The sequence below is a fragment of the Modestobacter lapidis genome, assembly GCF_054780755.1.
The window spans coordinates 1-26,259 of sequence record NZ_BAAGVS010000035.1 but is presented as its reverse complement, the minus strand read 5'-3'; the positions used below and the strand labels follow the sequence as shown (position 1 = coordinate 26,259).

The following is a 26,259-nucleotide window of genomic DNA, read 5'->3' as shown; positions in this document are numbered from 1 at the left end:
AACCTGACGAACTCAGCGCTCCTCTGTGAACGCCACCATACGAAGGTCCACCACGGCTTCCGCGTCGAACGACCACCCGACGGCCGATGGCGCACCTGGCGCCCCGACGGCACCGAGATCCGCATCCCCCGCTAGCGCCTACGCTGGTTCCTCGTGAGTCTCACCATCGGCATCGTCGGCCTGCCCAACGTCGGCAAGTCCACCCTGTTCAACGCGCTGACCAAGAACGACGTGCTGGCCGCGAACTACCCCTTCGCGACCATCGAGCCGAACGTCGGTGTGGTCGGCGTCCCCGACCCGCGGCTGGCGAAGCTCGCCGAGGTGTTCGGCTCGCAGAAGATCATCCCGGCGACGGTGTCGTTCGTGGACATCGCCGGCATCGTGCGCGGCGCCAGCGAGGGGCAGGGGCTGGGCAACAAGTTCCTGGCCAACATCCGCGAGAGCGACGCGATCTGCCAGGTGATCCGGGTCTTCACCGACCCGGACGTGGTGCACGTCGACGGCAAGGTCAGCCCGGCCGACGACATCGAGACGATCAACACCGAGCTGCTCCTGGCCGACCTGCAGACGCTGGAGAAGGCGATCCCGCGGCTGGAGAAGGAGATGCGCAAGGACAAGGACCGCGCTCCGCTGCACGCGGCCGCCGTCGCGGCTCGGGAGATCCTCGACTCCGGCCGCACCTTGTTCTCCGCCGGTGCCGACGCGGAGCCGCTGCGTGAGCTCGGGCTGATGACCACCAAGCCGTTCCTCTACGTGTTCAACGTCGACGAGGAGGAGCTGGCCAACGAGGAGCTCATCGCCTCGCTGCGGGAGATGGTCGCGCCGGCCGAGGCGATCCTGCTCGACGCCAAGATCGAAGCGGAGCTGGCCGAGCTGCCGGCCGAGGAGGCAGCCGAGCTGCTGGCCGGCATCGGCCAGGACGAGCCAGGGCTGGACCAGCTCGCTCGGGTCGGATTCGCGACCCTCGGCCTGCAGACCTACCTGACCGCCGGGCCCAAGGAGTCGCGGGCCTGGACCATCCCGGTCGGCGCCACCGCGCCGCAGGCCGCCGGCGTCATCCACACCGACTTCCAGCGGGGTTTCATCAAGGCCGAGGTCGTGTCCTTCGACCAGCTCATCGAGGCCGGCTCCATGGCCGACGCCAAGTCGCGCGGCTGGGTGCGCATCGAGGGCAAGGACTACGTCATGGCGGACGGCGACGTCGTGGAGTTCCGCTTCAACGTCTGACTGAGGGCTTTCGCCCTGGTCAGTGGCTTGTCGAAGTGCCCGAGTCTGCACCCAGTCCGCAACTGTCCGCGAAGAGCTGCTCGGCGGCCCGCCGCATGCGGTCCTCCGCGGTCGGCCAGAGGTGGCTGTAGGTGTTCAGTGTCGTGGTGGCGCTGGCGTGCCCGAGGGCACGCTGGACGGTCACGGCGTCGCAGGCGGAGGCGATCAGCCCGGAGGCGTAGAAGTGCCGGAGGTCGTGCAGCTTCACGCTTCTCGAGCGCGGCCGCCTTCAAGGTCGTGCGCCAGCGATAGCCGACGGTGTTCTGGTGCGGTGGATCATCCGTTTCTCCGGTGAGGATCCAGTTGCCCGTCGGGTAGTGGGCGGCGACGTGTTGCGCGAGCAGATCGACCAGTGACGGGGCCAGGTAGGCCTGCCGCTCGCTGCCGTACTTGGGTCTGCGAACGTCGATCGAGCCGCCGGGTGCCCGCTGCACCTGCCGGGCGACGGTGAGGGTGCGGCGAAGGAACCACGTCGCCGACCCTGATCGCGGCTGCCTCGCCGAGCCGGAGGCCGGCGAACGCGCACAGCCCGACGAAGGCGCGGAAGGGGCCGTCGGCGGCCCGGAGGATGGCACCGGCGGCCGTCGCTCGGCGGCCATGGCCCGATTGAGCCAGGCGGTCATCTTCCGCCGGCCGTAGAGAGTCTCCGGCGCAGGATGGCGTAGTCAGGGTCGGTGCTGGTCTTCCAGGTCTTGACGGCTCGGAAAGGAGACGCCCTCCTCGCGCAGCAGCGTCCGCAGGCCCTCGGGGGAGATGTCGTCGACCATCCCCTCAGCGACCAGGAAGTCAGCCAGCATCGATAGACTCCAGGTGGAGAACGGCAGCCCATGGTCCCTCGGGCGGGCCAACGCAGCCTTCTGCTGCCGCGCGGACCGCGTTGCTGTACCGGTGACCCGCGTTCAGGCGCGTCAAGCTCATGCGACAGGCGACGCGCGGTCAGGGCATTCGTCCCGGTCACGAGCCGAGGACAACAGACGCGAAGCGGCGCCATGCCTTTCCTCAAGGTTCAAGTCCTGCTCGGACACTCGTACAGCTCGATATCTCGCCCCGGGGATCACAACCAGATCCAGCCGGGCAGGCACCGCCGGGTCGTCGATGTTGGTGACCACGGCGCGCATCAGCGCGGTCACCGCTCGCCCGGCAGATCCAGATCGGTAATCGTTCCCGCCGGATCCCCGGCGCCGCGAGCGGTATGGCATCCAACTTCGATACCGCCCCTCGGTCGAGGAACGTCGGGCTGGTGACCGCGCATGCCAATTCCGCTGGACGGTGAAGCCCACGGTAATCCGTACAACCTGTCGTGTGACCTACGTTACGGCGACAATGCACATATCGGCACGTAACTTTTTGGCTGCGCTCAATCATGAGGGCATGGCGTCGGTCCGCCCAACTCTGCCCACCGGCCGTCATCCGGAGAACTCAGGGCAGGGGTGGGGGACCCACGTTCACGGCGCGTCACGCGCCTCGGGGTGAAGCCGCGCACCGCGGCCGGGCACCGATCGCCCGAACCCGACAGCTCACCTCGCCGGCGGTGATCGGAGAATCACCATGTCCAAGCACCGCGCACCGCGCTATGTCCGCACCAAGCACGTCCTCGCCGGGGTCCCCGTCGCGGCCGGCGCCGCAGTCGTCGGACTCGGCGTCCTGACCTCCCCTGCGCAGGCCACCTCCGCCCACGACGGAGCCGACACCTCCCCGGCCACCGCGGTCGCCGCCGAGGCACCGTCCGGCCACGCCGTCCTGGGCGGCCACTACGCGGTCCGACCCGGCGACACGGTGGCGACGATCGCCGCCGTCCACGGCCAATCGTGGCAGGAGCTGTATCAGCGCAACGTCGGCGTCATCGGCGGCAACCCCGGTCTCATCACGCCGGGGCAGATCCTTACGACCTCCGGTGCCGCGCAGGCCGCGCCAGCCCCGGCACTCCCCGTCGCCGCGGTGACCACGGCCGTCGCGCGCATCTCCAACAGCGCCGGGAACGTTCGGCCGCACGTGCAGGCCGCCGCCGACGCGGTCGTCAGCAGCGTCCCCGGCCTCGGGACCATCGGCGGCACACGCGTCAGCGCGGCCGATCCGGGCGGTCACCCGTCCGGGCTGGCGCTGGACTACATGGTCGGCGTCAACGCCGCCCTCGGCGACGCGGTCGCTCAGCACCACATCGCCCACTGGGACGAGCTCGGCGTGGACTACATCATCTGGCAGCAGCGCATGCTCTCCTCGCCGACCGGCTCCTGGAAGCAGATGGAGAACCGTGGGACCGGCACGGCGAACCACATGGACCACGTCCACGTGAACCACCGGGCGGGCTGAGCCACAGGTGGCAGCCGCCAGCCAGACCAGGCGGTGAACACCTGACGGTTGGCCCTCGGCGGGCAGTGCGGGCTCGAGTCGGGACTCGTACGGGGAGCGACCCCCTACCCCTGTCGGGGTAGGGGGTCGCTCCCCGTCTCGGCTACCGGGCGAGGCATCGAGGCGATCGCCGCGCCTGCGGCGCGCGCTCGACGTGCACGGCGCCTGCTCCCCCGCGAACAACTCGACGGCGTGAGCCGACGCCGGAGCCGCCCTCGTCATGGGCATCCGCCAGTCCCCACGTGGCCGCGATGTTCCACGAGCTCGCCGGCCGTCGATGGCAGGCAACCGAGCGGGACCGGCAGCCACTGACCGTCTTGGGGATGCCCCTCAGGCACTTGTGCACCTATAACCGGCTGTCCGTGGCCGTGTCAAAGTCCCCGCTGGTGGCCATCGAGGAGTCCCCGCTGATGGCTGAGTTCAGCTCGCCGAGCTGGTCACCCATCACAAAGCGTTCGAGTCGCTGAGTTGACCGCGGAGCAGACGGCGTCGTCGATGACCTCGACGGCGAGTGCCTCAGTGCGATCACTTCACCACGACGACACCCGCCCGGACACGCGGGGCTCTGGGATGCGCGCGCTCTTGATCAAGCGTGGAACGACCCGGAGCCCCGCATGTCGCGGGTCGGCTTACCCTCGCGATTGGCAGACGTGGCGGCTGGGCCACTTGAAGGCGCCGGGGCTTGGCTCCTCATCGAGGTGCGAGAACACCGCGTTCACGACCACGGCCCAAGCCGGTCCGCACACGTCTACGACGTCGAAGTGATTGGCGCCCTCCAGCACCGTCAGCTCTACATCGTCTCCGGCGGCGCGCGCAGCCTCGGTGTAGCGGCGGTGAATGTCGTTTCGCCAGTCGGCGTCAAGCGTGCCGATGATCAGATGCTGTGGGACGCCGAGAGGCAGGAGGTGCCGAGGAGACGCGTCGTCGAATCGTTCGGCCGCTTGCTCGGCCGTCTCGACGCCAAGGAGCTGCAGGACATCGTCACGCCCGGCCTGCAATGCAAGGTCGAAGTCGAGCACACCCGCTAGGTCCACCACGCTGTGGATGGGAAGCGGATTCGACATGTAGAGCTCGCTATCCGCTGGCAGCTGGTCGCGTCCGGCCAGCCATAGTGCGAGCGTACCGCCCGAGGAATGGCCCATGGCCACGGTCCGGTCGAGGTCGAGCGGGAACTTCTTGTCGAGTTCGCGCAGGTAGTCCGTGCCGTTTGCGACATCGAGGAAGGTTCCCGGCCAGCCCCCGCCGGGGTTGTTGCGGCGGCTGTACTCCAAGCTCCACGTTGCGACCCCCGCTCTAGTCAGCGCTTCCACGAGCTGATCGGTGTAGGAAAGGCTCCAGCTCGATTCCCATTGGCCTCCGTGCATGAAAACCACGACCGGATAGCCGTCACGTCCCGGAGCGCGCTCGGGGAGCCGTAGGTCGCCGAACGTGAGCGGGCTGTCCCCGTAGAGGATTCGGTAATCCGCTGGCCTGTTCGGGAGCCATTCGATGGTGTCGAGCCCGGTCGGGTTGGAGTATGTCGCTCCGGCGTCGCCGCTCGAGTCGTCGTTGCGCGGACTGGCCGCTGCCGTCAGCGCGTTTGTGCCGGCTAGGAGCATCAGCGCAGTGAGGATAGTGAGCAGCCTTTTTGGAGTGGGTCCGCTTCTCATGGGTCCCTCCGTATGTCTTAGATCACGTCGACGCGGTGGTCCGAGACCGTACCGTCGGTGGGTGGCGCCGGCGAACCGGGAAAGGTTCCGTGGCTGGTTGGCTGGCAATACGCGGGCGAGGGGGACTGCCCCCGGCTGCCTTGCGCACCCTGGCAGTTGAGGCCGGTCGGCGGCGAGCAGGCATGCTGGGCGGACCGACTGCAGCCGAGGAGCCCCGCCACGTCCAGCATCACGCCCTCCCGAACCCGCTCGTTCCGCTGGACGCCTTCTCCCGGACGACTGCTGAGGTTCCTCGGTGGCCTGGCGTTGTGTGCGCTGGCCGTGTGGTTGTCCGTGCAGGTGGAGTTGGGGCTCTCCCCCTGGGACATGCTGCACTCGGGCCTGAGCCAGAGCCTCGGGCTCTCCTTCGGGGTCGTCGTCATGGTGGTGGGGCTCATCGTCCTGGGGCTGTCCTGGGTACTCGGCCAGCGTCCGGGCCTGGGCACCCTGTTCAACGTCGTCGCGGTGGGCTGGGTCCTGGACCGGCTGCTGGAGACCTCCTGGCTCGACGACCTCCCGGCGGCCGACACGTGGGTGCGGGTCCTGGTGCTCGTCGCTGCGGTGGTGCTGCTCGGCTTCGGGAGCGCGCTGTACATCGGCGCCCGGTTCGGAGCCGGGCCGCGGGACAGCCTGATGGTCGCCTGCCACCATCACGGCCTGTCGATCGGCACCGCGCGTGTCGCGATCGAGGTCACGGTGCTCGTGGCGGGGTGGCTGCTCGGTGGAGCACTCGGGCTCGGAACCGTCCTGCTGGCGCTCGCGACGGGGCCGGCCGTGCAACTGTCGTTCCGGCTGCTGGGCCAGGATCCGCCCGCGCGGCGCCGGACGCCGCCGACCGGGCCGGTCGGCGTTCCACCGCGTCCCGAGGGTGCCCGGCCGAAGCCCTGGCGCAGAACGGTTCAGCCGCAGTCGGTCGCGATGGCCCGCACGGGCGAGATGGCCCGGGATGAGTAGCGGCCCGCGTCCCAGGTGAGACACGGGCCGAGCTGCCCGGTGCTAGCACTGCGTTGCCGTCGGCGGGCAGCAGCCTGGCTTACCCGGACCGCTGCTGTCGGCGAGCGATGACGACGAGGGCAACCAGGACGGCGACCAAGGGCGCCCACGACGGCAGCCCGAACGGCCCCAGCAGGAGCGCGGCCACGAAGAGCACGAGCTGGAAGCCGAGCCAGAAGGCCAACAGGATCGTCAGCCAGAACAGCACGGGTCGCTCCGCCTGCATGCGGCGCAGGTAGTGCATCGCTCCTCCTCGGTCGTGCGATCGGTGATGCAACTCGACGCGGCCCCCGCACGTCGGCAGGTCCAGTGTTACTCCGGTCGCCGGGGCACGGCTCGTGCCTCACGTACATCGGCATCGTGAGCTCGCACCTGAAGGTCGCCGTCCGCCAGGCCCCGCGGCATCCCCGGACGCGGAGTGCCGGGTAGAGCACCGCCCTGACGTCATGACCGCCAGAGCGGCACCCAGCCGGGCACCCACTCCGGCGCGCCCGCGATCCGCAGGCCGATCACGACGACGCCGTAGACGAACACCGCGGTCCCGACCGCGACCAGCAGGCGGGTCGATGGTGCCTGGGTCCCCAACCACCCGGTCCACCGCTGGACGTGCCGCCTGGCGAACCCGAGCAGCCGTTCGGCCCAGGCGAACTCCGAGGCCAGCACGACCAGGCCGGCGATGACCGTCAGCCAGCCGGGCCCGGGCAGCGGGACCAGGACCAGGCCGGCGGCGACGACCAGGCCACCGACCACACCGACGCAGGCCCGGTACGCCTGCTCGACGAGCGGGCGGCCCGCCAGCCGCCGCCGCCATCCGATCGGGACCACCCGCCCGCGCGGGCCGGCGTCGAGGGTGGCCCGGTGCTGCGCCATCAGGCGGCGTCCCGGCGGAGGAGCGACCACGCCCCCGCCGCGAGCGCGCCCCCGGACCAGACGGCCAGCACGGCCGCCGCGGACGCCGTCGTCATGTCCGGCTCGCCCAGGAGCAGGAACGTCGCGGCCGAGCCGGGCAGGAGAAGGCTGAGAGCGCTCATCCACCCCACGCCGAACGCCGGCAGCAGGAACGGCAGCACCAGCTGGACGAGGAAGACGGCGGCCAGCGCCCCGGCCGTGCTCCGCAGCAGCAGGCCGGCCCCGACCGCGAGCAGGCCGCCCGCGAGCAGCACGATCGCGATCGAGCCGAGGCTGCCGGCGAGGGCCGGGAACGACAGCTCCATGCGCGGCTGGGCCGCCCAGGCGGCGAGGTCCGCGGCGAGGGCGAGCAGCACCCCAGCGGCCGTCGCGACGGCGACCGGCATCCCGACCCGGGCGGCCAGCAGCACGCCGCGGCGCGGCGTCCACTGCAGCGTCGTCCCGATCGCCCCGGTGGCGTACTCGGGCGTCACCGCGAGCAGCACCAGGACCAGGAGGGCGAACTGCCCGGGGAGGACGGCGATCTCCCCGGCCAGCTGCGCCGGTGGCGCGCCGCCCGGGTCCCCGCCGACGTCGATCCCGAAGGTGAGGCCGAGGCCCACGACCGTGACCGCGGCGGCCAGCAGGCACCACCACGTCGTCCGCACCGTCCACATCCGGGTCCACTCGGCCGCGGCGGCACGGGCGAGGAGGCCGGCCATGCCCGGCTCGCCGGTCCGGGTGACGCTCACGGCAGCACCTGCCCGGTGAGGGCGGCGTCCGCGGTGCCGTACTCGACGCTGGCCCCGGTCAGCGCGAGGTAGGCCTGCTCCAGGGAGCTGCTCTCCTCGGCGAGCCGGTGCACGGCGACGCCGGCCGCCAGCGCCACGTCGCCCACCGTCCCCGCCGGAACCCCCTCGACCAGCAGCTCGCGGTCGTCCAGCCGGCGGGCCTGGAGGCCGTGCCGGGCGAGCGCCCGTTCCAGCCGGTCGACGGCCGGTGTCCGCACCCGCACCTGCCTGGCGCCCTCGCCGTGCAGCACCTGCTCGATCGACGCGTCGGCGATCAGCCGGCCCCGGCCGATGATGACCAGGTGGTCGGCCGTCTGCTGCATCTCGCTCATCAGGTGGCTGGACAGCAGCACGGTCCGGCCCTCGTCGGCCAGCTCCCGCACGAGCCGGCGGATCCAACGGACGCCGTCCAGGTCCAGGCCGTTCATCGGCTCGTCGAACAGCAGGACGGCGGGATCGCCGAGGAGGGCGGCGGCGATGCCCAGCCGCTGCCGCATGCCCAGGGAGTACCCCCGGATCCGCCGGCGGGCCGCCGGACCGAGACCCACCTCGGCGATGACCTCGTCGACGCGGCCGGGCGCGATGCCGTTGCTCCGGGCAGCGACCCGCAGGTGGTCCCGCCCGGTGCGGCCCGGCTGGACGGCGCTCGCGTCGAGGAGGGCCCCGACCTCGCGGAGCGGTTCGCCCAGCTCGGCGAGCCGGCGGCCGCCGATGAGCGCACGCCCCCGCGTCGGGCGGTCGAGCCCCAGGATCATGCGCATGGTCGTCGACTTGCCGGCGCCGTTGGGCCCCAGGAAGCCGGTCACCTTGCCGGGCTCGACGTCGAAGGTCACGTCGTCGACGGCGAGCACGCTGCCGTACTGCTTCGTGAGCCCCTGGACCTGGACCATGGGCGCGGACGGCGCCGCGGTGCGCCCGCGGCAGGAGGAGTGGCCATGATCAGCAGCGTGGCGGTCCCGTGGGGCGGCGCGCCTCACCCCGGGGCGCCGATCCGGGTCCCCCGTGCGGGGGAGCCGCCCGGCGCTCCCGTGGGGGAGTCGCTGGGCCGGCCGGTCGGCCACGATCGGAACGTGGACCCGTTCCAGCAGTTCCGGGCACCCGGTGGTCGCGGCAGGCTGCGGGCCGTGCTCGCCGCCGCGCGTCCCGGCTGGCCCGGGCGCGCCCTCTACCTCCTGCTGAGCCTGCCCCTCGCACTCACGTACGCGGCGCTGTTCGCCGCGCTCGTCGGGTCGGTCGTCCTCGTGGTGCAGGGCGTCGGGCTGCTGCTGCTCCTGCTGCTGCTCGCCGTGACCCGGGGGCTGGCCGGGGTCGAGCGGCGGCTGACCTCCGCCCTCCTCGGCGTCGAGTTGGCGCGCGGCGAGCGGGTGCGCGCCGAGCCGCGGGTGGCCCGGCGGGTGCAGCGGCTCGTCCTCTCGCCCGGCACGTGGCGGGCCCTGGGCTGGCTGGGGGTGCGCGTGCTGCTGGGCACCGCCACCCTGGCCACGCTCTTCTTCGCCGTGGCCGCCGTCGTGGCGCTGTCGGTACAGCCACCGTGGAACCCGCTCACCGCGGTGCCGCTGCTCGCGCTCGTGGTGGTCGTGGTGCTGGTGGCACTGGTGGCCCTGGAGCTGCAGGCGCGCCTCGCCGCCGCCGTGGTGCCCCGGCTTCTCGGCGCGGCGACCGAGCAGAGGATCGCCGCGCTCCAGCAGACCTCGCGCCGCCTCGCCGACCGCAACCGGCTGGCCCGGGACCTGCACGACACCATCGGGCACGCCCTCACCGCCAGCCTGCTGCAGGCCACGGCTGCGCGTCGCACGCTGGCCCCCGGCCGCGACGACCCGCTCCGTCCGGTGCCGACCGACTTCGCCCGCCAGGCCCTCGAGCACATCGAGTCCAACACCCGCACCGCCCTGGCTGAGCTGGACCGCGCGCTGAGCGTGCTGCGCAACGACGACGGACGCAGCGACGGCGCAGGGGTTCCGTCGGGTCAACCCGCCGGCGCAGCGCCCTCGGTGGCCGACCTCGAGGACCTCCTGGCCGGCCTGCGGGACGGCGGCCTGCCGGTCGCCCTCGTCGTCGACGGGAACGTCGACGACGTTCCGGCCGCCCTCGGCGAGCTGGCCTACCGGGTCGTGCAGGAGGGCAGCACGAACGTGCTGCGGCACGCCGGTTGCCCGCTGACCGTGGTGCAGGTCGTGCGCAGCGAGCAGGCGCTCGTCGTCCGGGTGTGCAACGAGCGGGCGTCCTCCCTGGACAGCCGGCCCGGCCCTGGTGGCGGGCGCGGCCTCGCCGGGCTGCGGGAGCGCGCCGACGCCGTGGGCGGCACCCTGGTGGCGGGCCCGACGCCGACCGGTGGCTACGAGCTGTGCGCGACGCTGCCGTTGTGACCGGAGCGCCGCTCCGGCTGCTCCTGGTCGACGACGACGTGCTCGTCCGTTCGGGGCTGCGGGTGATCCTCGAGAGCGAGGCGGACCTGCGCGTCGTCGGTGATGCCGGGACCGGCCAGGAGGCGCTGGACGTGGCGGCGCGCAGCGACCCCGACGTCGTCCTCATGGACGTGCGCATGCCCGACATGGACGGCATCGCCGCGACCGCGGCGCTGGTCGCCCGCGATCCCCGGCGCCCGCGGGTCCTGGTGCTCACCACGTTCGAGGACGACGACTACCTCTTCCGGGCCCTCCAGGCGGGCGCGAGCGGCTTCGCCCTCAAACGGGCCGACCCCGACGAGCTGGTGGACGCCATCCGCATCGTCGCCCGCGGATCCTCGCTGGTGCTGCCCGAGCTGACCCGCCGGCTCATCGCCGCGCAGGTCCCGCGCCGTCGGCCGCGCGGCCCGGCGGCGCTGCCCGACCTGACCGTCCGCGAGGCCGACGTGCTGCGGCTGGTCGCCGGCGGGCTGTCCAACGCCGAGATCGCCGGGCAGCTCCACCTCAGCCGGGAGACCGTCAAGACGCACGTCAGCAGCGTGCTGCTGAAGCTCTGCGCCCGGGACCGCACGCAGGCCGTCATCGCGGCCTACGAGAGCGGCTTCATGGACACCGCCGGCTGATGCCGGCGGGACGCGTCAGCGCAGGATGTCGGTCGCGACGTCGGTGACGATGGCGCGGAAGACGCCGGTGTCGACCTCGTCGTCCACCGTGACGCGGACGATGTCGGCGACCTGCCACTCGCTCGTGGGCCGCACGGTGGCCGCGCGCGCCGCGGCCACCAGGTGCAGGTACCGGATGCGGTCGGCGTCGCAGGCGCGCCGGCCGGGCACCGGGGATCCGGGAAGGGGGCTCATCCGTCGACGGTAGGCAGTCGCTCCCGCGGCCGGCGACGACCACCGCCGTGCGGGGCCGGACCGTTTCGTCCCACGGCTCGCAGCCGTCCCGGCGGCCCCGCCGGTCCCGGCGCCGGCCTCCTGGCGGGCGCAGGGGCGCGGCCTCAGGTTCCGCAGAAGGTCCGGTAGGCGCCGAACTCCTGCGGGGCCGGCGCGGCGTAGCGCTCCAGGCCCGGGCGCTCGTCGTAGGGCTGCGCCACCGCCTCCAGGAGCCGGTCGAGTGGGCCCAGGTCGCCCGTGGTCGCGGCGTCGAGCGCCTCCTCGACGAGGTGGTTGCGCGGGATGTAGACGGGGTTGACCCGGTCCATCGCATCGCCGTCCGGACCCAGGGCGCGCCAGCGCTCCAGCCAGCCGTCGAACCCGGCCAGGTCGAGGAACAGGTTGCGCGCGGGGTCGACGTCGCCGCGGGCGGCCGTTCCGAGGGCGCGGTGGAACGACGTGGCGTCGACGTGGTCCCGCTGGAGCAGGGTGAGCAGCTCGTCGGCCAGCGCCGCGGCCACCGCCTCGTCCAGGCCGGCGGGGAGGCCCAGCTTGTCTCGCATGCCGGCCGACCAGGCGGCGTCGTACAGCGGACGGAACGTGCCGAGGGCCGCCACGGCGATCTCGACCGCCTGCTCCTGGTCGTCGGCGAGGAGGGGGAGCAGTGCCTCCGCCAGCCGGGCGAGGTTCCACTCGGCCGCCGCCGGCTGGTTGCCGTAGGCGTACCGCCCGCCGGAGTCGATCGAGCTGTAGACGGTGGCCGGGTCGTAGGCGTCCAGGAAGGCGCACGGTCCGTAGTCGATCGTCTCGCCGGAGATCGTCATGTTGTCGGTGTTCATCACACCGTGGACGAACCCGACGAGCATCCACTGCGCCACCAGCGACGCCTGGGCGGCGACGACCGCCTCGAACAATGCGAGATAGGGGTGCTCGGCTTCCGCAGCGCCGGGGTGGTGACGGCTGATCGCGTGGTCGGCGAGGCGGCGCAGCAGCTCGACGTCCCCGGTGGCCCGGGCGTACTGGAAGCTGCCGACCCGCAGGTGGCTGCTCGCCACCCGGGCGAGCAGGGCCCCGGGCAGCAGGGTCTCGCGGCGCACCGGGCGCCCCGTGGCGACCACGGCGAGGGAGCGGGTGGTCGGGACGCCGAGGGCGTGCATCGCCTCGCTGACGACGTACTCGCGCAGCATCGGCCCGACCGCGGCGAGGCCGTCGCCGCCGCGGGCGAACGGCGTGCGGCCGGAGCCCTTCAGGTGCAGGTCGCGAAGACGCCCGTCGGCATCGGGAAGCTCGCCGAGCAGGAGCGCGCGGCCGTCACCCAGCCGCGGGGCGTACCCGCCGAACTGGTGCCCGGCGTAGGCCTGTGCCACCGGGGTGGCCCCCTCCGGTACGCGGTTGCCGGCCAGCAGGCGCAGGCCGTCGGCGCTCCGCAGCCACGCGGGGTCGAAGCCGAGCGCGCCGGCCAGCGGCTCGTTGAGCGCGAGCAGCCGCGGTTCGGGCGCCTCCTCGGCCTGCCAGGGCAGTGCCATCTCCGGGAGCTCGCGGGCGAACAGGTTGCCGAGGGTGACGGTCGGTGCCGGTACGACGCTCACCCACCCGAAGATACGTGCGATCGGCGACTCCGACCGGCCGCGCGAACCCACGCCATGTTTCCTGCGGTGCCCCCCGGTCGGCCGCTACGGTCCCCGCACGCCACGAGGGCCCGGCTCCAGGGTCGGGCACTCGCCGGCGTGTCCGTTTCCGCAGTGCGAAGGAGGTCCGCCAGGTGGTGCTCGTGTTCGAAGGGTCAGCGGGGGAGTGGTCGGTCGAGACGGAGCTCGGCTCCAGGACGGGGGACCCGGCGTGACGCCGTTCGCCCTGGCCAGGGTGCAGGGCGCCGAGCCGGCGCTGGCCGTGGTGGTGGGGGGCCGGGCCAGGCCGCTGGCCGAGCTCTGGCCGGCAGGGCCGGCGCCGCGCACGGTCGCCGAGCTCCTGGTCGACTGGGACCGCCACCTGGACCTCGTCTCGGCGGCGCTCGACGCCGATCCCGACCGTGCGGAGTGGACGGCGATGGACGATCTCGACGTCCTCCCCCCGGTCGACCCGATCGCATCGCTCTACTGCTGTGGAGCCAACTACTACGACCATGCCGAGGAGATGGGAGTTCCGCGGCCCGACAAGTCGACGTCCACGCCCTTCCACTTCCTGCTGCCGGTCGCGGCGCTCCAGGGCCACCGGGGGAACGTCGTCCGGCCGGCCGGGGTCACCCGGCTGGACTGGGAGGTGGAACTGGCCGCGGTGATCGGGCGCCGGGCCCACCGGGTTCCGGCCGAGCGGGCGTTGGAGCACGTTGCGGCGTACACGGTGGCGAACGACGTCTCCTGCCGCGACCCCGACCGGATGCGGTCACCCATCTTCGGCGCCAACTGGCTGTGGTCGAAGGGGCAGGCCACCCTGCAGCCGCTCGGCCCCACCCTGGTTCCCGCCCGGTTCGTGCCAGATCCCGGCGCGGTGGCGCTCCGGCTGACGGTGGACGGGATCGTCCGGCAGAACTCCTCGACGGCGCAGATGATCTTCTCTCTCGAGGAGCAGATCGAGCACCTGAGCTCGATGGTGCCGCTGCTGCCCGGTGACGTGATCGTCACCGGGACCCCGGCCGGCACCGCAGCCGCTCATGACGCCTACCTGCAGGACGGTCAGGTCATGGTGGCCGAGGTCGAGGGCGTCGGCCGATTGGAGAACAGGGTCGTCGGTTCGGCCGGAGCCTGACGGCGGATCATCCGGCGCGGTACCGGGGCCCGTTCGGGACCGGGCCCCGGTACCGGCCCCCTCGTGGTGGGCCTTTCGCGCCCGTGGCGGTCGTTGTCGCGCCCGTGGCGGTCGTTGTCGCGCACATTCGGGCCTGCGCGGCCCGGTCCTGACGATCAGCCCAGTGACGCGGTGAGGGTGACGCCGTCGGGAGCGACGGTGGTGCACTCGAGCGTGAGTGGGCCGGCGGAGACCTCTTCGCCCTGGGAGCACGATGCCTCCTGACCGGCGACGCTGATGGTCGCGCGGTCGCCGTCGACCTGCCCGAGCGAGATGGTGGTGCCCAGCACCTCCACCTCGGTGCCGTCGCCGGCCAGCGTGACCGAGCAGGAGGTGCCCGAGCAGTCGACCCCGCTCGACATGGGGGCGTCCGAGCCGCCCGCCGACGTCGGTCCGTCGGTCGACGTCGCTTCGGGGGTCGACTCGGTGGTCTCCTCGGCCGGTGCGCTGCTGGCCTCCGATGCGCCGGTGTCCAGGGCGCCCGACGCGTCGGAGACCGGGTCGTCGGAGCAGGCGGACAGAGGCACCAGCAGCAGACCGGCGGCGGCCAGGCCGGACGCCAGTCGCAACGTGGGGGTCTTCGATGTGCCCATGCGGCGAGCCTAAAGTGACCTGGATCACATTGCCTGCCGTCTGCCGCATCGTCACCGGAGCGTCACACGGTTCTGACGACCCGTCCGGTCCCGTGGGCTCGGCGGTCAGCGCCGGATCACCACATCCGTGCCGGCCGTGCGGAGGTGCAGCGCGTCGTCCCGCGGCTGCACCGCGATGACCACGTGGCCGAACGGCAACGGGTCGAGCGGGACCAGGAAGGTGAAGCGCTGCCCGAGCAGGAGGCGGCTGGCCGGGTCCAGGGCGGTGTCCGTGTCCAGCCCCGTCGGCCGCACCGCCAGGGCGCCGTCCCGGGCGGACAACTGCGCCCGGGTCGATGCGGAGACCGACCGGCCCAGCACCTGGACCGTCCCGGTGATCAGGACCTCACCGTCGGGGGCCGCGTCCAGGGTGAGGGGCCGGCCGGTCACAAGGAGGTACCGGTCGAGATCCGCGTAGGTCAGCACCGCCTCGGCCGAGGAGCGCTCCACCAGAACCGGGCCGGGATCCTGCACCAGGACGTCGCGGAAGGGCACGTGCACCCCGCTCAACCGGGCGTGCACCTCCTCGATGCGGAGGGGCCCCGACGACACGCCGCGGATGATGACCTCCACGTCGTCGTACCGGCCGCGGACCACCTGGGTGAGGAAGACGGTGCCGTGCACCTGCACCACCGGCCGGGCGGCGACTCCGGTCGACTCCTGGATCGTGCGGGCCAGGAGTGACTGCGCCCCCCACCGGGCCAGCCAGTCGGCGCCCCACAGCAGCAGTGCGGTGCCCAGCACGACGGTGATCGCCAGCGCGACGGTCCCCGACGCGGGACGGCGGCGGGGCAGGGGCGCCGGGTCCTCCCGGCGCGACGGCTCCCTGCCGTCCGGCTGTTCCGCCTGGTCGGTCATCGGGGTCCCACCGGTTCCGGGCCGGGGTTCTGGGAGCCGACCACCGCAGTGCGACGCAGTTCGTCGGTCGGGACGGGTTCGGTGCGGATCCGCCGACTGGGCCAGCTGGCCGCCGGCCCGAGGAGCGTCAGCACCGCCGGCGTGAGCACCGGGCGGATCAGGAACGTGTCGATGAGGAGTCCGGCGGCCATGGTGAACGCCACCTGCCGGAACGTCTCCAGTGGGATGATCGCGACCATCGCGAAGCTGGCAGCGAGGATGACCCCCGCTGCGCTGATGGCCCGCGCGGTGCTCGGCATCGCCAGGGCGATGGCCTTGCTCAGCGGATGTCGCTCCGCCGCCTCCCAGATGGATCCGACGGCGAACACGTTGTAGTCCGAGCCCAGGGCGAGCAGCAGCACGGCGGTGGCGAACGGCACGTAGAAGGCGAGCCCCGGATCGCCGCGAAGGCCCTGGAACACCACGACGCTCAGGCCGAGCGCCGCCGCGACCCCGAGTGCACTGCAGGCGAGCAGGACCAGCGGGGCGAGCAGCGCCCGCAGGAAGACCACGAGGATGACCAGCTCCACGAGCAGTACCGCCACCAAGGTGATCCGGAGGTTCTCCCGGGTGATGGCGGCCAGCTCGGCGGCGATCGCGGTCTGCCCGGTGACGGCCAGGTCGGCATCGCGCAGCCCGGCCTCCGCGGCGAGCGCGTCCAGCCGGTCGCTGAGCTGCCGCAGGTCGGTGACCGCCGGCGCGGCCAGCGGATCGCTGTCGAGGATGACGACGAAGCGCGCGGCGTCGCCGTCCCGGGAGAAGACGATGCCGTAGCCGTCGGGAAGGGGGTTCTGGGCCGGGCCCAGGACCTCGGCCACCCCGGGCTGGGTGGCGAGGGACTGCTGGAGCCGGCCGAGGGCCTCCCGCTGCTCGGCGACGGCGGGGCCTTCGACGATGACCTCGGTGGGTGCGACCACCCCACGCACCCCGGACTGCTCCAGCACCGCCGTGCCACGCCGAACCGGGTCGTCCGGCGGGAGCCCGGAGGTGAACGACAGGTCCAGGCGCATGTGCAGCACCGGGACGGCGGCCAGCGCCAGCACCCCGACCGCCAGCACCGTCGCCACCGCGGCACCCCGCCGGGCGACCACGATCCGGATCAGGGGACCGGCGCCGCGGGCGGAGGGCCGCCGGGTGGAGCGCCGCCGGGTGCCCAGCCCGAACAGCCGCTCCCCGAGGATGGCCATCAGTGCCGGCACCAGGGTCAGGGACACCAGCACGCCGATGACAACGGTCAACGACAGTGCCGGGCCGAACGCCCGGAACAGCTGGAAGCTCGCCGCGAGCAGTGCAGCCGTGCCGCCGGCCACCGTGATCCCGGCGACCGCGATGATGGGCGCGTTCGTGGTCACGGCCCGCCGGGTCGCCTCCAGCCGGGGCAGCCCGCGGTCCAGTTGCTGTCGTAGCCCGGAGAAGAACAACACGCAGTAGTCGGTGATCACCCCGATGAGCAGTGCGGCGATCAACGGCTGCAGCTGGTCCGGGAGCGCGAAACCGAACGTGGCGGCGAGCACGCCGAGGCTCCGGATGGCGACCAGGTAGCCCAGCCCGGCCGCCAGCAACACGACGAATGGGGCCACCACCGATCGGAAGGTCAGCCCCACCACCACGGCGATCAGCACCAGGGTCGCAACCTCGAACACGTGGAGTCGTGAGTCCAGGTAGTGGGCCTGCGCCACCTGGGCCGGAACCACTCCGGTGACGTACGTCCGGACCGAGCTCTGGTTGTGGAAGTGGGCGGCGTACTCCTGGGCGAGCTGCCTGGTCCGGGCCAGCGAGGTGTAGTTGGAGACGTACAGGTACGTGACCGCCGTCTCCGGGGTGGAGGTGGGCACCGGGACGGCCGCGACGATCTGGCCGCGCCCCGGCGGAACCGCATCGCGCAGATAGGCCTGGGTGTGGGTCAGCGCCCAGAGCGCGACATCGGCCCGGGTCAGCACGCTCAACCCGTTCGGGTCGTGCACCACCACCGAGGTCTCCGAGAGCACCGGAACCTGGAACAGCTCCAGCGACCGTTGCTGCACGGCGGCCGCCGGGCTGTTCTCCGGCAGCAGGCTGCCGGGATCCGCCCCGCCGCCGCCCCCGGGAGTCGGCAGGACCGCCGAGACCAGCACGGTGGCCGCGATCCACCCGACCACCACGAACCAGCGAGCGGACACGACGGCGTGCCGGTAGGCGCGCGCGGCCCAGCTGGTGGTGGCCCGGCTCGCCCTTGCCCCCCGCCGGAGCATGCCGGTCGCACCGGCGACCCAGCGCAGGCCGACCGGTGGGAGCACTGGGCCTCCAGCCTCGCGGTCCTGCCCGGCAGACAGCGCAGTCGTACGCTACCGGCGCGCGGGGAGCGGCGCTCGAGGACGAGGGGACGACCATGGCCGATGCCGGGACGAGGTCACCGCCGCCCGCCGGCCGCTCCGGCCGAGCGGTGCGCTGGTGGCTGGCAGCGGCCACGTTCGTCGTGGGCCTGTTCGTCGGTGGGATCGCGGTCGGCCTGCTCAGCGACGGGACGACGCGGCTCCCTGACGACGCGCCGTCCCTGGCACCGACGGTCGGCTCCGCCGCGGTCCGGCCGAGTGCGTCGCCGTCCGTCGATGCCCCCGACATCGCCGTGAACGATGCCTGCCTGCGGGCGCTGAACGGGGCGCAGGACGTCTTCGCCGCCATCGAGGACCTCGGCCGGGCAGCCAGCGAGCTCAACGCCGCACGACTGGACGAGGTCGTCCGGCGGTTGCAGCCCCTGCAGGAGCGGCAGCAGGACAACTTCGCCGGCTGCCAGGTGGTCACGCGGTCGACGGACGGGGCCGCGGTGACCAGCGAGCCGTCGGGGTCCACCGCTCCTGCGCCGCCCAGCTGATCACCGGGCCCCTCAGGAGATGCCTAGCGTGTACGCAGGGCCGTAGACCTTCCGGGAAGCGGCGGCGGGGCCGGGGGATGCGCCAGGATGGGTTCCCGCAGCGACCGACCTCCCTGGAGCCCCGCCGTGACCGTTCCCCCCGGACCCCCGCAACCCGCCGCCATGGTCGTGCCCGCCTTCTTCGTCAAGCAGCGGATCACGGTCATGGTCAACCGCTACGAGATCCGGGCCGCGAACCCCGACGGCAGCGAGGGCCAGCTGCTGGCCTTCGCCGAGCAGAAGCGGATGAAGCTGAAGGAAGAGGTGGTCTTCTTCGCCGACGAGGCCAAGAGCCGCCGGGTCTTCTCCTTCCAGGCCCGCCAGCGGCTCGACGTGCGCGCCGAGCACGACGTCGTCGACGAGTACGGCGCGGTCATCGGCTCCTTCGGCAAGCAGTTCGGCGCCAGCCTGCTGCGCTCCACCTGGAACCTGTCGGCACCGGGGCTGCAGGCGGTCGGGCGGGAACGGCGGCCGGTGATCGCCGTCCTGCGCCGGGTCTGGACGCTCATCCCGTACGTCGGTGACGTCTGGGTGCCCTTCGTCTTCCACTTCGACTTCGACGACACCGCCACCGGGGCGACCGTGATGGTGAGCGAGCGGCAGAAGGCGATCCGCGACCGGTACGCCGTCACCGTCCCCGACCCGCGCCTGGACTTCCGCGTGGCGGCCTGCATGGCCGTCGCGCTGGACGCGCTGCAGAGCCGCTGAGGAGCGCCGCAGTACTACCGGTGCCGGGCTGTCAGAGCTCCCCCCGGGCCATCTGCTCGCACAGGTGCTCGGCCTGGCGGATGGCGAGCGCGACGATGGTCAGGGTGGGGTTGGCGGCGCCGCCGGTGGTCATCTGCGATCCGTCGCTGACGTAGAGGTTGGGTACGTCGTGCGCACGTCCCCACCGGTCGACCACGCCGTCCTGCGGGTCGGCGCTCATCCGGCAGGTGCCGAGGTTGTGCGTCGAGGGGTACGGCGGCGTGTGGTGCACGGCGAGCGCGTCGACCGCCCCGTAGAGCTGGTCGGCCACGGAACAGGCGTACCCGCGCATGGCGATGTCGTTGGGGTGGTCATCGAAGTGCACGTTCGGCACGGGCAGGCCGTGCTGGTCGAGCACGTCGTGGTTGAGCGTGATCCGGTTACCCGGCCGGGGCATGTCCTCCCCGACGATCCACATGCCCGCCAGGTGGGCGTAGGCATCCAGCCACGAGGTGAACTCGCGACCCCAGGCTCCCGGCTCCAGGAAGCTGGCCAGGAACGCCGGCCCCAGGGCCAGCGTCTCCATGTAGAAGCCGCCGGCGAACCCGCGGGAGGTGTCGTGCCGCGCCTCGTCAGCGATGATCCCGGCCATCGTCTCGCCCCGGTGCATCCGCACCGGCCGCTCGAACTTCGCGTAGGCCGACGCGGTCAGGTGGCGCATGTAGTTGCGACCCACCTGCCCCGATGAGTTGGCCAGACCGTCGGGGTGCTGCGCCGATGCGCTCATCAGCAGCAGGCGGGGCGACTCGATGGAGTTGCCTGCCACGCAGACGGCCCGGGCCGCCTGCTTGTGCAGGTCCCCACGCGCGTCGAGGTACTCCACCGCATCGACGCTGCCGCTCTCGGCGCAGGAGATCCGGACCGCCTGGCAGTTCGGCCGCAGGTCCAGCCTGCCGGTCGCCAGCGCGCGCGGGATCTCGCGCACCAGGGTGGACCACTTGGACCCGTTCTTGTCCCCCTGGAAGTTGAAGCCGTCCTGGATGCTGGCGGGCCGCCCGTCGTAGGGCGTGGCGTTCGTGGCGTAGGGGCCGGTGGCGTAGTGCCGGTAGCCGATCCGCTCGGCGCCGTTGGCGAAGACCGTGTAGTTGTTGTTGGCCGGCAGGGCCGGGCGGCCGTGCCGGTGGGTCGAGCCCATGGCCCGCTCGGCACGGTCGTAGTAGGGAGCCAGCTCCTCCAGGGTGATCGGCCAGTCCAGCAGGCTCGCGCCCTCCACCTCGCCGTACGTGGTGCGCGCCCGGAACTCGTGGGCCATGAAGCGCGGGGTCGCCCCGGACCAGTGCGTGGTCGAGCCCCCGACGGCCTTGACGATCCAGGCCGGCAGGTTGGGGAAGTCACGGGCCACCCGCCACCCGCCGGAGGTGGTGCGCATGTCCAACCAGGCCATCTGGTTGAACGCCTCCCACTCGTCGTTCACGTAGTCCTCGCCGGTGAGGTAGGGCCCGGCCTCCAGGACGACGCAGGGCACGCCCTGGGCGGTCAGCTCGTAGGCGAGGGTTCCGCCCCCGGCGCCCGAGCCGATGATGACGACGACCGGTTCGGTGTGCTCGATCGGCGACCCGTGCGTCCGGGCCCGGCTCTCGTCGACCGCGCTCATCGCGCTGCCTCCCGGTCCTCGACGAGCTCGACCCGGCGGCCGCCGTCGTACTCGTCCACCCGGGCGGCGGGTAGCCAGTCCAGGTCGTCGAAGCCGCGGTGCAGGTAGCCACCCTTGTCGAAAGAGGCACCCTCGTAGCCGAGCAGGTTCCACACTTCCGCGTCGTCGTAGAGCGCGACCACGGCGGTGCTGCGGATCCGGCGGAAGAAGTACTCGTCGGCTCGATCGCGCAGCAGTGCCTCGGCGGCTCCGTCGTCCAGGGCCAGGAAGTCCCCGCCAGCGGCCCGGTCGAGGCCCTCCAGCCCCCGCGCCAGGGCGCGGTCGTCCGCTTGGTTGCTCCCGGCGGCCTCCTGGACCGCGGCGGCGGTCCGCTGGTAGGGGCCGTCGGGGAAGGTCTCGTGCGGATAGGCGACCCGGAGGAGCCGGGTGATCATCCGGCGGGCGCGGTCGGAGGCGGCGAGCTCCGAGCCGGGCTCCGGTGTGCCCGGCTCCGGCCGGCTGGTGTCCACCTGGAGGTCGATGGGTTCCTGGCTCGGCTGCTGCTGGCGCGTCTGCTGGGACACGGCCCCTCCTGCTCCCCGACGGTGTTGTGTCCCGGGTCACAGTAGGGGATCGGGCCGGAATTGCCAGGAAGGCCATGGTTTGACGGCCCGCGGTCCCAGCACCCAGCATGGCGGCGCCGGAGCAGTGTGACCTCGGAGGTGTCCGTCGTGTACTTCATCGTCGTCAAGTTCCAGACCAAGCCCGAGTGGACCGATCGGTGGATGGACCTCGTGCGCGACTTCACCGAAAGCACCCGGGCCGAGCAGGGGAACCTGTGGTTCGAGTGGTCACGGAGCGTGGCAGATCCCCGCGAGTTCGTCCTGGTCGAGGCCTTTACCGACGACGGTGCCGGTCCGCACGTGAACAGCGCGCACTTCGCCCAGGCGATGAAGGACATGCCCCAGGCGCTGGCCGCCACCCCCAAGATCATCAGTCGGCAGGTCGAGGGCGCCGGCTGGGATGCGATGGGGGAGCTCAGCATCGACTGACGGGCCCGCCGCGCGGGGAGCGCACTCGGCTCCCCGCGCAGACCGTCCCCGCTGCCGAGCTCAGTCGACGATGACCTCGTCGTAGTCGATCTCCGCATCGATCAGGCCGTACTCGGTCATCAGCTGACCGGTCAGCTCGATCGACTCGCGGTCCGACGCCCCCCGCCACTGGATGAGATTCATCTGCTCGGCCAGTGCCGGGTCGATCTCGATCAGGTCGGGCAGCGCCGCGCGGAAGGCCGCGGGGTCGGACCGGACGTCGTCCGCGGTCGCCTGCACGGCGCGGGCGAAGCGCTCGGCCACGTCCGGGTCCTCGGCGACCTTCTGCTCGGTCATGACCATCGTCCCGATCTGCAGCCCCGGCTTGATCGCGTGCCACGGGCGGTCGACGACGCGCATCCCCTGGCTCTGGCCGATCGTCGCGAACGGCTCGATGACGATGCCGGCGTCGACGTCGCCGCGGGCGATCGCGCCCAGGATGTCCGGGAACGGCAGCTCCACCGGGCTGATCGCGCTCTCCGGCATGCCCTGGGCCTCGAGGGTGTTCTGGATGTAGAGCTCGTTGACGTTCAGCAGCGCGTTGACGCCCATCCGGACGCCGTCGTAGTCCGCCGGGCCCTGGATCGGGCTGTCGGCCGGGACGAGCACTGCGGAGAAGTCGCCCTCCGCCTCGTCGGAGGTGGCGCTGCCGGCGGACACCATGCGCAGCGGCAGCCCCGCCTCGATCGTCGTCAGCGCCGACACCAGGTCCAGACCCATGACGTCGAAGTCACCCTGGAGGAGGGCCGGCACGGTCGAGGTGCCGCCGCCGGGGTTGACCGTCAGCTGCAGGTCGATGCCCTCGTCCGCGAAGTGCCCACGCTCGACGCCGTAGCTGACGAAGCCGAACGGCGCGCCGGGCGTCTCCGCCATCGACAGCGTCGTCGTCCCGCTCTCGCTCCCCGAGGTGTCGGGCGAGCCGGCTTCGGATCCACCGCACGCGGCGGTCAGCGTCAGCATGCCGGCGACGAGCACCGATCCTGCGGTCCTGGCGGGCTTCATCCGGTCTCCTCGGCGTTCATCGTCGGCGTGCGCGTGGGCCGGCGGCCCACGCGGGGCGCTGCCGGAGGTCGAGTGCCGTGCACCCACCAGCGCTGAAAGCTACGTCACGTTTCTTCAGGAAGCCACTGCCACGCCCATCAGTTCTTTCATCCGGAACGACGGCGGAGGCGCCGGGGCCGGGATGCGGCATGTCCGCGGGTCGGGGTCAGGCGCTGGGCCGTACCGCACCGATGTAGCCCGACCACCGCATCGAGGTCACCCGCACCGTCGACCCGCTCTGCGGTGCCTCCAGCATCCGGTCGCCGCCGAGGTAGATGGCCACGTGGTGGATCGTCGCCGGGTTGCCGGTGTTGGTGGCCCAGAAGACCAGGTCGCCGGCCTGCAGCGCGGAGCGGGACACCTTCGGCAGGGCCGCGTACTGGGCCCGGCTGTTGCGGGGGATGTCGATCCCGGCCTGGGCGTAGGCGTAGCGGGTGAGACCGGAGCAGTCGAAGCCGACGATGCCCTCGTCGATGCCCCAGCCCGGGCTGGGCCCGCGCAGCGATCCACCGCCCCAGGCGTACCGGGTGCCGATCCAGCGCATCCCGGCGCCGACGGCGGTCTGCGCCGCCGACGCGGAGCCCCGGCCGGCGGAGGTCGACCGGACGCCCGCGGCGGCCGGGGCCTGCGCCTCCTGCTGCACCCGCTGGGCGTCGGCCGCCGCGGCGGCCTGCTGCTGGGCGTACTGCTGGACCGCGGCACGGGCACCCTCGAGGCCGAGGAGCTCCTGCTGGGCCTGCTCGAGCTGGGCTTGCACGGCCGACTGCTGGGCGGCCACCGCCACGGCCTGCGCCCGGGCAGCCGACTCGAGCCGCTCGGCGGCGGCGAGTTCCTCGGTGGCCGCCTGCTTAAGCACCTCGGCGGCGGCCAGCGCGGTGGCGGCGTCGGCGTCGGCGTCGGCGGCCTGCTGCTGCGCGACCGTGACCAGTGCCAGGACGTCGGTCTCGTGCCGTCCGGCGGCGTCGAGGAGTGCCACCCGCTCCAGCACCTCGGCCGGTCCGCCGGCGCTGAGCACCGCGGCGAGGCCCGGCGAGGTGCTGCCCTGCACGTAGCTGGTGCGGGCGAACTGGGCCACCTGGGCGCGGGAGTCGGCCAGGGCGGCGTCGGCCCGGCGGGCCTCGGCGGTCGCGGCGTCGGCGGTGACCTGGGCTGCCTCGTACTCGGCCTGCGTGGCCTGGAAGCCGTCGAGTGCGATGGCCGACTCGGCGCGGGCGGCGTCGAGCCCGGCCTGCGCGGTGGCGAGCTGCGCGGCGAGCACGCCGACCTGCTGGGCGGCGGCGTCCTTGCTCTGTCGGGCGGCGCCGATCTCGGCGTCGGTGGGGTTGGTGGGGGAGGCCGCGGCCACTCCGGGCGCGGCGCCCAGGCAGAGCGTCGCCGCCACGGCGACGCCGGCCATCCGGCGCGCCAGTCGGGCGGTCGCCCGTCGTCCCGAACCGTTCCGCGTGCTGACCGTGCTGCCCACTGACCGACTCCTCGCGTGTCCGGTGCGCCGTCCTGGTGCGCCGGTTCTCGACCCGCTGCGCGCACCGTCCGTGGTGCGCTGGTGCAGTGATCGACCCGTTCGGGTGAGAGCTTGAGGACCGTCGGTGACAGATGGTCACGAGAAGTGGACATGGAGCGGCCCCACGGTCCAGTCGGACCGTGGGGCCGCTCGGCGGGTGAGGGAAAGGATCAGGACGGGCGGTGGGCGCCCGGGCTCACCCCCTCGGTGGCCGGCTGCGGCTCGTACTGCGGCGACGTGGCGCGCAGGACGACGACCGCGGCGGCCAGTGCGACCACGGCGGCGAGCAGGCCGAGCCAGGTGTTCTCGGTGAGGCCCAGGACGATGTACCCGACCGAGGCCGCGGCCGCGGCCACGCCGGCGTACGCCATCTGCGTGGTGACGTGATCGACCAGGTGGATGCCCGAACCGATCGAGGACAGGATCGTGGTGTCCGAGAGCGGGGACGTGTGGTCGCCGAAGATGGCACCGGCCAGCACCGCGCCGAACACCGGGATCAGCAGGCCCGCGTCGAGGGACAGGGCGATCTGGCCGGCGATCGGCAGCAGCAGCCCGAAGGTGCCGAACGTGCTGCCCATCGAGAAGGAGATGAACGAGGCCAGCAGGAACAGCACGACCGGCAGCAGGAACAGCGGCAGGTTCTCGTCGATCACCCCGGCCAGGTACTCGCCGACGCCCAGCTCACCGATGATCTCCGCGGTGGTCCAGGCAAGGAAGAGCACCGCGGCGGCCATGAGCATGGAGCGCACGCCCGACCAGGCCGCCCGGCCCATGACCCCGGCCGACGTCCGCCGGCGCAGCAGGGTGACGGCCGCGAGCAGCGTCGCGGCGACCGTCCCCAGGAAGAGCGCGAAGATCACGTCGGTGTTGGCCAGGATGTCCATGGCGCTCGGCGTGCCCTCGGTGCCGGTGATGCCCAGCCACAGCGCCACCACGACGGTGACCCCGAAGAGGACCGCGATCGGCCAGAGCAGGTCGCCGATCTTCCCGTCCTCGCGGGTCTGCAGCTTGGGGTCGACCTCGCCCGGCACCGGCCCGCGGGACTCGTCGAACAGCACGCCCTGCTCGATCGCCGCCTTCTCGTGCCGGCGCATCGGGCCGATGTGGATGTTGTACGCAGCCACCGCGATCACCAGCAGCAGCGCCGTGATCGGGTACAGCATCGTCGGGATGGTCCGCAGGAACGCCTCGTAGCCGTTCATGTCGGTGACGGTGTTCTCGTCCAGGATGCCGGTCATCGTGGCGGCGATGAAGGCGGCCCAGCCCGAGATCGGCACCAGGATGATGACCGGTGCCGCCGTGGAGTCGACCAGGTACGAGAGCTTGGCCCGCGAGATGCGGTGCTGGTCGGTGATCGACCGGCTGACGTTGCCGCCGACCAGGCTGCTGAAGGCGTCGTCGAAGAAGACGACGATGCCCACGACGACCGGCACGAACTGGGCCTGCGCCCGGGTGCGGACCTTCGTCACCGCCCAGGAGGCGAAGGCCAGCAGGCCGCCGGAGACGTAGATGAACGACGTCAGCACGCCGATCAGGACGACGACGGCGAGGATGATCACTTCCTCGGAGATGGCGCCGTCGGCGATGATCAGCCCGCTGAGCACCTCCCACACGAAGGACAGCGCGTTCCCGACGTTCCACTCGGCGTAGAGCAGGGCGCCGAGCACGATGCCGAGACCGAGCGAGATCAGGATCCGCTTGGTGACGACCGCGCAGATGATCGTGACCAGCGGTGGCAAGAGGGACAACAGTGAGGTTTTCTCACCAGGTTCGGCGGCCTGAAGGACGTCGTCGCTGGTCGTCGCGGGTGTTCCGGATGTAGGCGCGGGCTCTCGGGGTCACGATCGT

At 72.5% G+C, this 26,259-nt stretch carries 26 protein-coding genes, 1 pseudogene and 1 riboswitch; of the genes and pseudogenes, 10 read left to right on the top strand and 17 right to left on the bottom strand.

Translation table 11 applies throughout. The features are described 5' to 3' along the window. Together ACYVG5_RS20890 and ychF are read left to right on the top strand one after the other, a co-directional pair. Positions 1-135, top strand: a pseudogene (locus tag ACYVG5_RS20890) (endonuclease); the annotation flags it as partial. Positions 136-153: 18 nt separating this feature from the next. Next, positions 154-1,227, top strand: a complete 1,074-nt coding sequence (gene ychF / locus ACYVG5_RS20885) for a redox-regulated ATPase YchF (RefSeq protein ID WP_222050651.1) — start codon at positions 154-156, stop codon at positions 1,225-1,227. A gap of 19 nt (positions 1,228-1,246) precedes the next feature. Here the strand turns inward: ychF and ACYVG5_RS20880 are convergent, their stop codons facing one another. Together ACYVG5_RS20880 and ACYVG5_RS20875 are read right to left on the bottom strand one after the other, a co-directional pair. Continuing rightward, the gene (locus ACYVG5_RS20880; RefSeq protein ID WP_222050650.1) at positions 1,247-1,474 is read right to left on the bottom strand and encodes a tyrosine-type recombinase/integrase; all 228 of its coding nucleotides are present in this window, start codon (positions 1,472-1,474) and stop codon (positions 1,247-1,249) included. Between the two features lie 457 nt (positions 1,475-1,931). After that, positions 1,932-2,063: a hypothetical protein gene (locus ACYVG5_RS20875; protein WP_460683512.1), complete on the bottom strand. Its 132-nt coding sequence runs from the start codon at positions 2,061-2,063 to the stop codon at positions 1,932-1,934. Positions 2,064-2,667: 604 nt separating this feature from the next. Beyond that, positions 2,668-2,812, top strand: a riboswitch (cyclic di-AMP (ydaO/yuaA leader). 2 nt (positions 2,813-2,814) lie between these two features. Between ACYVG5_RS20875 and ACYVG5_RS20870 the strand changes: the two genes are divergently transcribed. Beyond that, positions 2,815-3,576 carry a LysM peptidoglycan-binding domain-containing protein gene (locus ACYVG5_RS20870; RefSeq protein WP_246631126.1) on the top strand — a complete coding sequence of 254 codons (762 nt, stop codon included), beginning with the start codon at positions 2,815-2,817 and terminating at the stop codon, positions 3,574-3,576. 668 nt (positions 3,577-4,244) lie between these two features. On the opposite strand, the gene ACYVG5_RS20865 is transcribed toward ACYVG5_RS20870, so the two are convergent. Continuing rightward, complete coding sequence (locus ACYVG5_RS20865) at positions 4,245-5,264, bottom strand: alpha/beta hydrolase (protein ID WP_222050648.1); 1,020 nt, start codon at positions 5,262-5,264, stop codon at positions 4,245-4,247. Between the two features lie 333 nt (positions 5,265-5,597). On the opposite strand from ACYVG5_RS20865, the gene ACYVG5_RS20860 reads away from it, so the two are divergent. Beyond that, the gene (locus tag ACYVG5_RS20860; RefSeq protein ID WP_460683511.1) at positions 5,598-6,257 is read left to right on the top strand and encodes a YczE/YyaS/YitT family protein; all 660 of its coding nucleotides are present in this window, start codon (positions 5,598-5,600) and stop codon (positions 6,255-6,257) included. 79 nt (positions 6,258-6,336) lie between these two features. On the opposite strand, the gene ACYVG5_RS20855 is transcribed toward ACYVG5_RS20860, so the two are convergent. From ACYVG5_RS20855 to ACYVG5_RS20840, 4 genes are all read right to left on the bottom strand, one after another. Next, entirely contained in the window at positions 6,337-6,540 is a 204-nt protein-coding gene (locus ACYVG5_RS20855; RefSeq protein ID WP_222050646.1) for a hypothetical protein, read from the bottom strand. A 200-nt stretch (positions 6,541-6,740) separates the two neighbouring features. Further along, positions 6,741-7,166 (bottom strand): TIGR02611 family protein, encoded by a 426-nt coding sequence (locus tag ACYVG5_RS20850; protein ID WP_222050645.1) that lies wholly within the window; start codon positions 7,164-7,166, stop codon positions 6,741-6,743. After that, positions 7,166-7,936, bottom strand: a complete 771-nt coding sequence (locus tag ACYVG5_RS20845; protein ID WP_222050644.1) for a hypothetical protein — start codon at positions 7,934-7,936, stop codon at positions 7,166-7,168. The genes ACYVG5_RS20850 and ACYVG5_RS20845 overlap by 1 nt, the downstream gene beginning before the upstream one ends. Beyond that, positions 7,933-8,865 (bottom strand): ABC transporter ATP-binding protein, encoded by a 933-nt coding sequence (locus ACYVG5_RS20840; RefSeq protein ID WP_222050643.1) that lies wholly within the window; start codon positions 8,863-8,865, stop codon positions 7,933-7,935. Before ACYVG5_RS20840 ends, ACYVG5_RS20845 begins: the two co-directional genes overlap by 4 nt. Positions 8,866-8,910: 45 nt before the next feature. On the opposite strand from ACYVG5_RS20840, the gene ACYVG5_RS20835 reads away from it, so the two are divergent. Together ACYVG5_RS20835 and ACYVG5_RS20830 are read left to right on the top strand one after the other, a co-directional pair. Continuing rightward, positions 8,911-10,341 carry a sensor histidine kinase gene (locus ACYVG5_RS20835; protein ID WP_222050642.1) on the top strand — a complete coding sequence of 477 codons (1,431 nt, stop codon included), beginning with the start codon at positions 8,911-8,913 and terminating at the stop codon, positions 10,339-10,341. Further along, positions 10,338-11,003, top strand: a complete 666-nt coding sequence (locus tag ACYVG5_RS20830) for a response regulator transcription factor (RefSeq protein ID WP_222050641.1) — start codon at positions 10,338-10,340, stop codon at positions 11,001-11,003. Before ACYVG5_RS20835 ends, ACYVG5_RS20830 begins: the two co-directional genes overlap by 4 nt. Positions 11,004-11,018: 15 nt before the next feature. Here the strand turns inward: ACYVG5_RS20830 and ACYVG5_RS20825 are convergent, their stop codons facing one another. Together ACYVG5_RS20825 and ACYVG5_RS20820 are read right to left on the bottom strand one after the other, a co-directional pair. Further along, entirely contained in the window at positions 11,019-11,237 is a 219-nt protein-coding gene (locus ACYVG5_RS20825) for a hypothetical protein (protein WP_222050640.1), read from the bottom strand. A 143-nt stretch (positions 11,238-11,380) separates the two neighbouring features. After that, on the bottom strand, positions 11,381-12,844 hold the full coding sequence (locus ACYVG5_RS20820; RefSeq protein ID WP_222050639.1) for a protein adenylyltransferase SelO: 1,464 nt from the start codon (positions 12,842-12,844) through the stop codon (positions 11,381-11,383). A 250-nt stretch (positions 12,845-13,094) separates the two neighbouring features. On the opposite strand from ACYVG5_RS20820, the gene ACYVG5_RS20815 reads away from it, so the two are divergent. Further along, positions 13,095-14,000 carry a fumarylacetoacetate hydrolase family protein gene (locus ACYVG5_RS20815; RefSeq protein WP_222050638.1) on the top strand — a complete coding sequence of 302 codons (906 nt, stop codon included), beginning with the start codon at positions 13,095-13,097 and terminating at the stop codon, positions 13,998-14,000. Between the two features lie 155 nt (positions 14,001-14,155). Here the strand turns inward: ACYVG5_RS20815 and ACYVG5_RS20810 are convergent, their stop codons facing one another. The 3 genes from ACYVG5_RS20810 to ACYVG5_RS20800 all read right to left on the bottom strand — a co-directional run bounded on the left by ACYVG5_RS20810 (position 14,156) and on the right by ACYVG5_RS20800 (position 17,844). After that, complete coding sequence (locus tag ACYVG5_RS20810; RefSeq protein ID WP_222050637.1) at positions 14,156-14,632, bottom strand: hypothetical protein; 477 nt, start codon at positions 14,630-14,632, stop codon at positions 14,156-14,158. Positions 14,633-14,737: 105 nt separating this feature from the next. Then, a complete protein-coding gene (locus ACYVG5_RS20805; RefSeq protein ID WP_222050636.1) occupies positions 14,738-15,529 on the bottom strand; it encodes an LmeA family phospholipid-binding protein in 792 nt (263 codons plus the stop codon). Further along, positions 15,526-17,844 (bottom strand): MMPL family transporter, encoded by a 2,319-nt coding sequence (locus ACYVG5_RS20800; protein WP_460683510.1) that lies wholly within the window; start codon positions 17,842-17,844, stop codon positions 15,526-15,528. Before ACYVG5_RS20800 ends, ACYVG5_RS20805 begins: the two co-directional genes overlap by 4 nt. Positions 17,845-17,936: 92 nt before the next feature. Between ACYVG5_RS20800 and ACYVG5_RS20795 the strand changes: the two genes are divergently transcribed. Beyond that, positions 17,937-18,419, top strand: a complete 483-nt coding sequence (locus ACYVG5_RS20795; protein ID WP_460683509.1) for a hypothetical protein — start codon at positions 17,937-17,939, stop codon at positions 18,417-18,419. A gap of 126 nt (positions 18,420-18,545) precedes the next feature. Continuing rightward, positions 18,546-19,166: a hypothetical protein gene (locus ACYVG5_RS20790; RefSeq protein ID WP_222050634.1), complete on the top strand. Its 621-nt coding sequence runs from the start codon at positions 18,546-18,548 to the stop codon at positions 19,164-19,166. A 31-nt stretch (positions 19,167-19,197) separates the two neighbouring features. Here ACYVG5_RS20790 and ACYVG5_RS20785 read toward each other — a convergent pair whose 3' ends face one another. Together ACYVG5_RS20785 and ACYVG5_RS20780 are read right to left on the bottom strand one after the other, a co-directional pair. Further along, on the bottom strand, positions 19,198-20,799 hold the full coding sequence (locus ACYVG5_RS20785) for a GMC family oxidoreductase (protein ID WP_222050633.1): 1,602 nt from the start codon (positions 20,797-20,799) through the stop codon (positions 19,198-19,200). Further along, the gene (locus ACYVG5_RS20780; RefSeq protein ID WP_222050632.1) at positions 20,796-21,362 is read right to left on the bottom strand and encodes a hypothetical protein; all 567 of its coding nucleotides are present in this window, start codon (positions 21,360-21,362) and stop codon (positions 20,796-20,798) included. The genes ACYVG5_RS20785 and ACYVG5_RS20780 overlap by 4 nt, the downstream gene beginning before the upstream one ends. A gap of 126 nt (positions 21,363-21,488) precedes the next feature. Here ACYVG5_RS20780 and ACYVG5_RS20775 point away from each other — a divergent pair, with 126 nt between their 5' ends. Next, on the top strand, positions 21,489-21,830 hold the full coding sequence (locus ACYVG5_RS20775; RefSeq protein WP_222050631.1) for a putative quinol monooxygenase: 342 nt from the start codon (positions 21,489-21,491) through the stop codon (positions 21,828-21,830). A 60-nt stretch (positions 21,831-21,890) separates the two neighbouring features. Here ACYVG5_RS20775 and ACYVG5_RS20770 read toward each other — a convergent pair whose 3' ends face one another. The 3 genes from ACYVG5_RS20770 to ACYVG5_RS20760 form a co-directional block, all read right to left on the bottom strand. Next, complete coding sequence (locus tag ACYVG5_RS20770) at positions 21,891-22,871, bottom strand: ABC transporter substrate-binding protein (RefSeq protein ID WP_222050630.1); 981 nt, start codon at positions 22,869-22,871, stop codon at positions 21,891-21,893. A gap of 205 nt (positions 22,872-23,076) precedes the next feature. Then, positions 23,077-24,372, bottom strand: a complete 1,296-nt coding sequence (locus ACYVG5_RS20765; RefSeq protein WP_460683508.1) for a C40 family peptidase — start codon at positions 24,370-24,372, stop codon at positions 23,077-23,079. Positions 24,373-24,581: 209 nt separating this feature from the next. Next, positions 24,582-26,150: a Na+/H+ antiporter NhaC family protein gene (locus tag ACYVG5_RS20760; protein WP_460683507.1), complete on the bottom strand. Its 1,569-nt coding sequence runs from the start codon at positions 26,148-26,150 to the stop codon at positions 24,582-24,584. Between the last annotated feature and the right edge of the window lie 109 nt (positions 26,151-26,259).

Coding starts and splice junctions, on each gene's coding strand:
- ACYVG5_RS20840 (WP_222050643.1), bottom strand. CDS start 8,865: ATGGTCCAGGTCCAGGGGCTCACGAAGCAGTACGGCAGCGTGCTCGCC.
- ACYVG5_RS20850 (WP_222050645.1), bottom strand. CDS start 7,166: ATGGCGCAGCACCGGGCCACCCTCGACGCCGGCCCGCGCGGGCGGGTG.
- ACYVG5_RS20805 (WP_222050636.1), bottom strand. CDS start 15,529: ATGACCGACCAGGCGGAACAGCCGGACGGCAGGGAGCCGTCGCGCCGG.
- ACYVG5_RS20875 (WP_460683512.1), bottom strand. CDS start 2,063: ATGCTGGCTGACTTCCTGGTCGCTGAGGGGATGGTCGACGACATCTCC.
- ACYVG5_RS20855 (WP_222050646.1), bottom strand. CDS start 6,540: ATGCACTACCTGCGCCGCATGCAGGCGGAGCGACCCGTGCTGTTCTGG.
- ACYVG5_RS20870 (WP_246631126.1), top strand. CDS start 2,815: ATGTCCAAGCACCGCGCACCGCGCTATGTCCGCACCAAGCACGTCCTC.
- ACYVG5_RS20865 (WP_222050648.1), bottom strand. CDS start 5,264: ATGAGAAGCGGACCCACTCCAAAAAGGCTGCTCACTATCCTCACTGCG.
- ACYVG5_RS20825 (WP_222050640.1), bottom strand. CDS start 11,237: ATGAGCCCCCTTCCCGGATCCCCGGTGCCCGGCCGGCGCGCCTGCGAC.
- ACYVG5_RS20770 (WP_222050630.1), bottom strand. CDS start 22,871: ATGAAGCCCGCCAGGACCGCAGGATCGGTGCTCGTCGCCGGCATGCTG.
- ACYVG5_RS20835 (WP_222050642.1), top strand. CDS start 8,911: ATGATCAGCAGCGTGGCGGTCCCGTGGGGCGGCGCGCCTCACCCCGGG.
- ACYVG5_RS20785 (WP_222050633.1), bottom strand. CDS start 20,799: ATGAGCGCGGTCGACGAGAGCCGGGCCCGGACGCACGGGTCGCCGATC.
- ACYVG5_RS20810 (WP_222050637.1), bottom strand. CDS start 14,632: ATGGGCACATCGAAGACCCCCACGTTGCGACTGGCGTCCGGCCTGGCC.
- ACYVG5_RS20795 (WP_460683509.1), top strand. CDS start 17,937: ATGGCCGATGCCGGGACGAGGTCACCGCCGCCCGCCGGCCGCTCCGGC.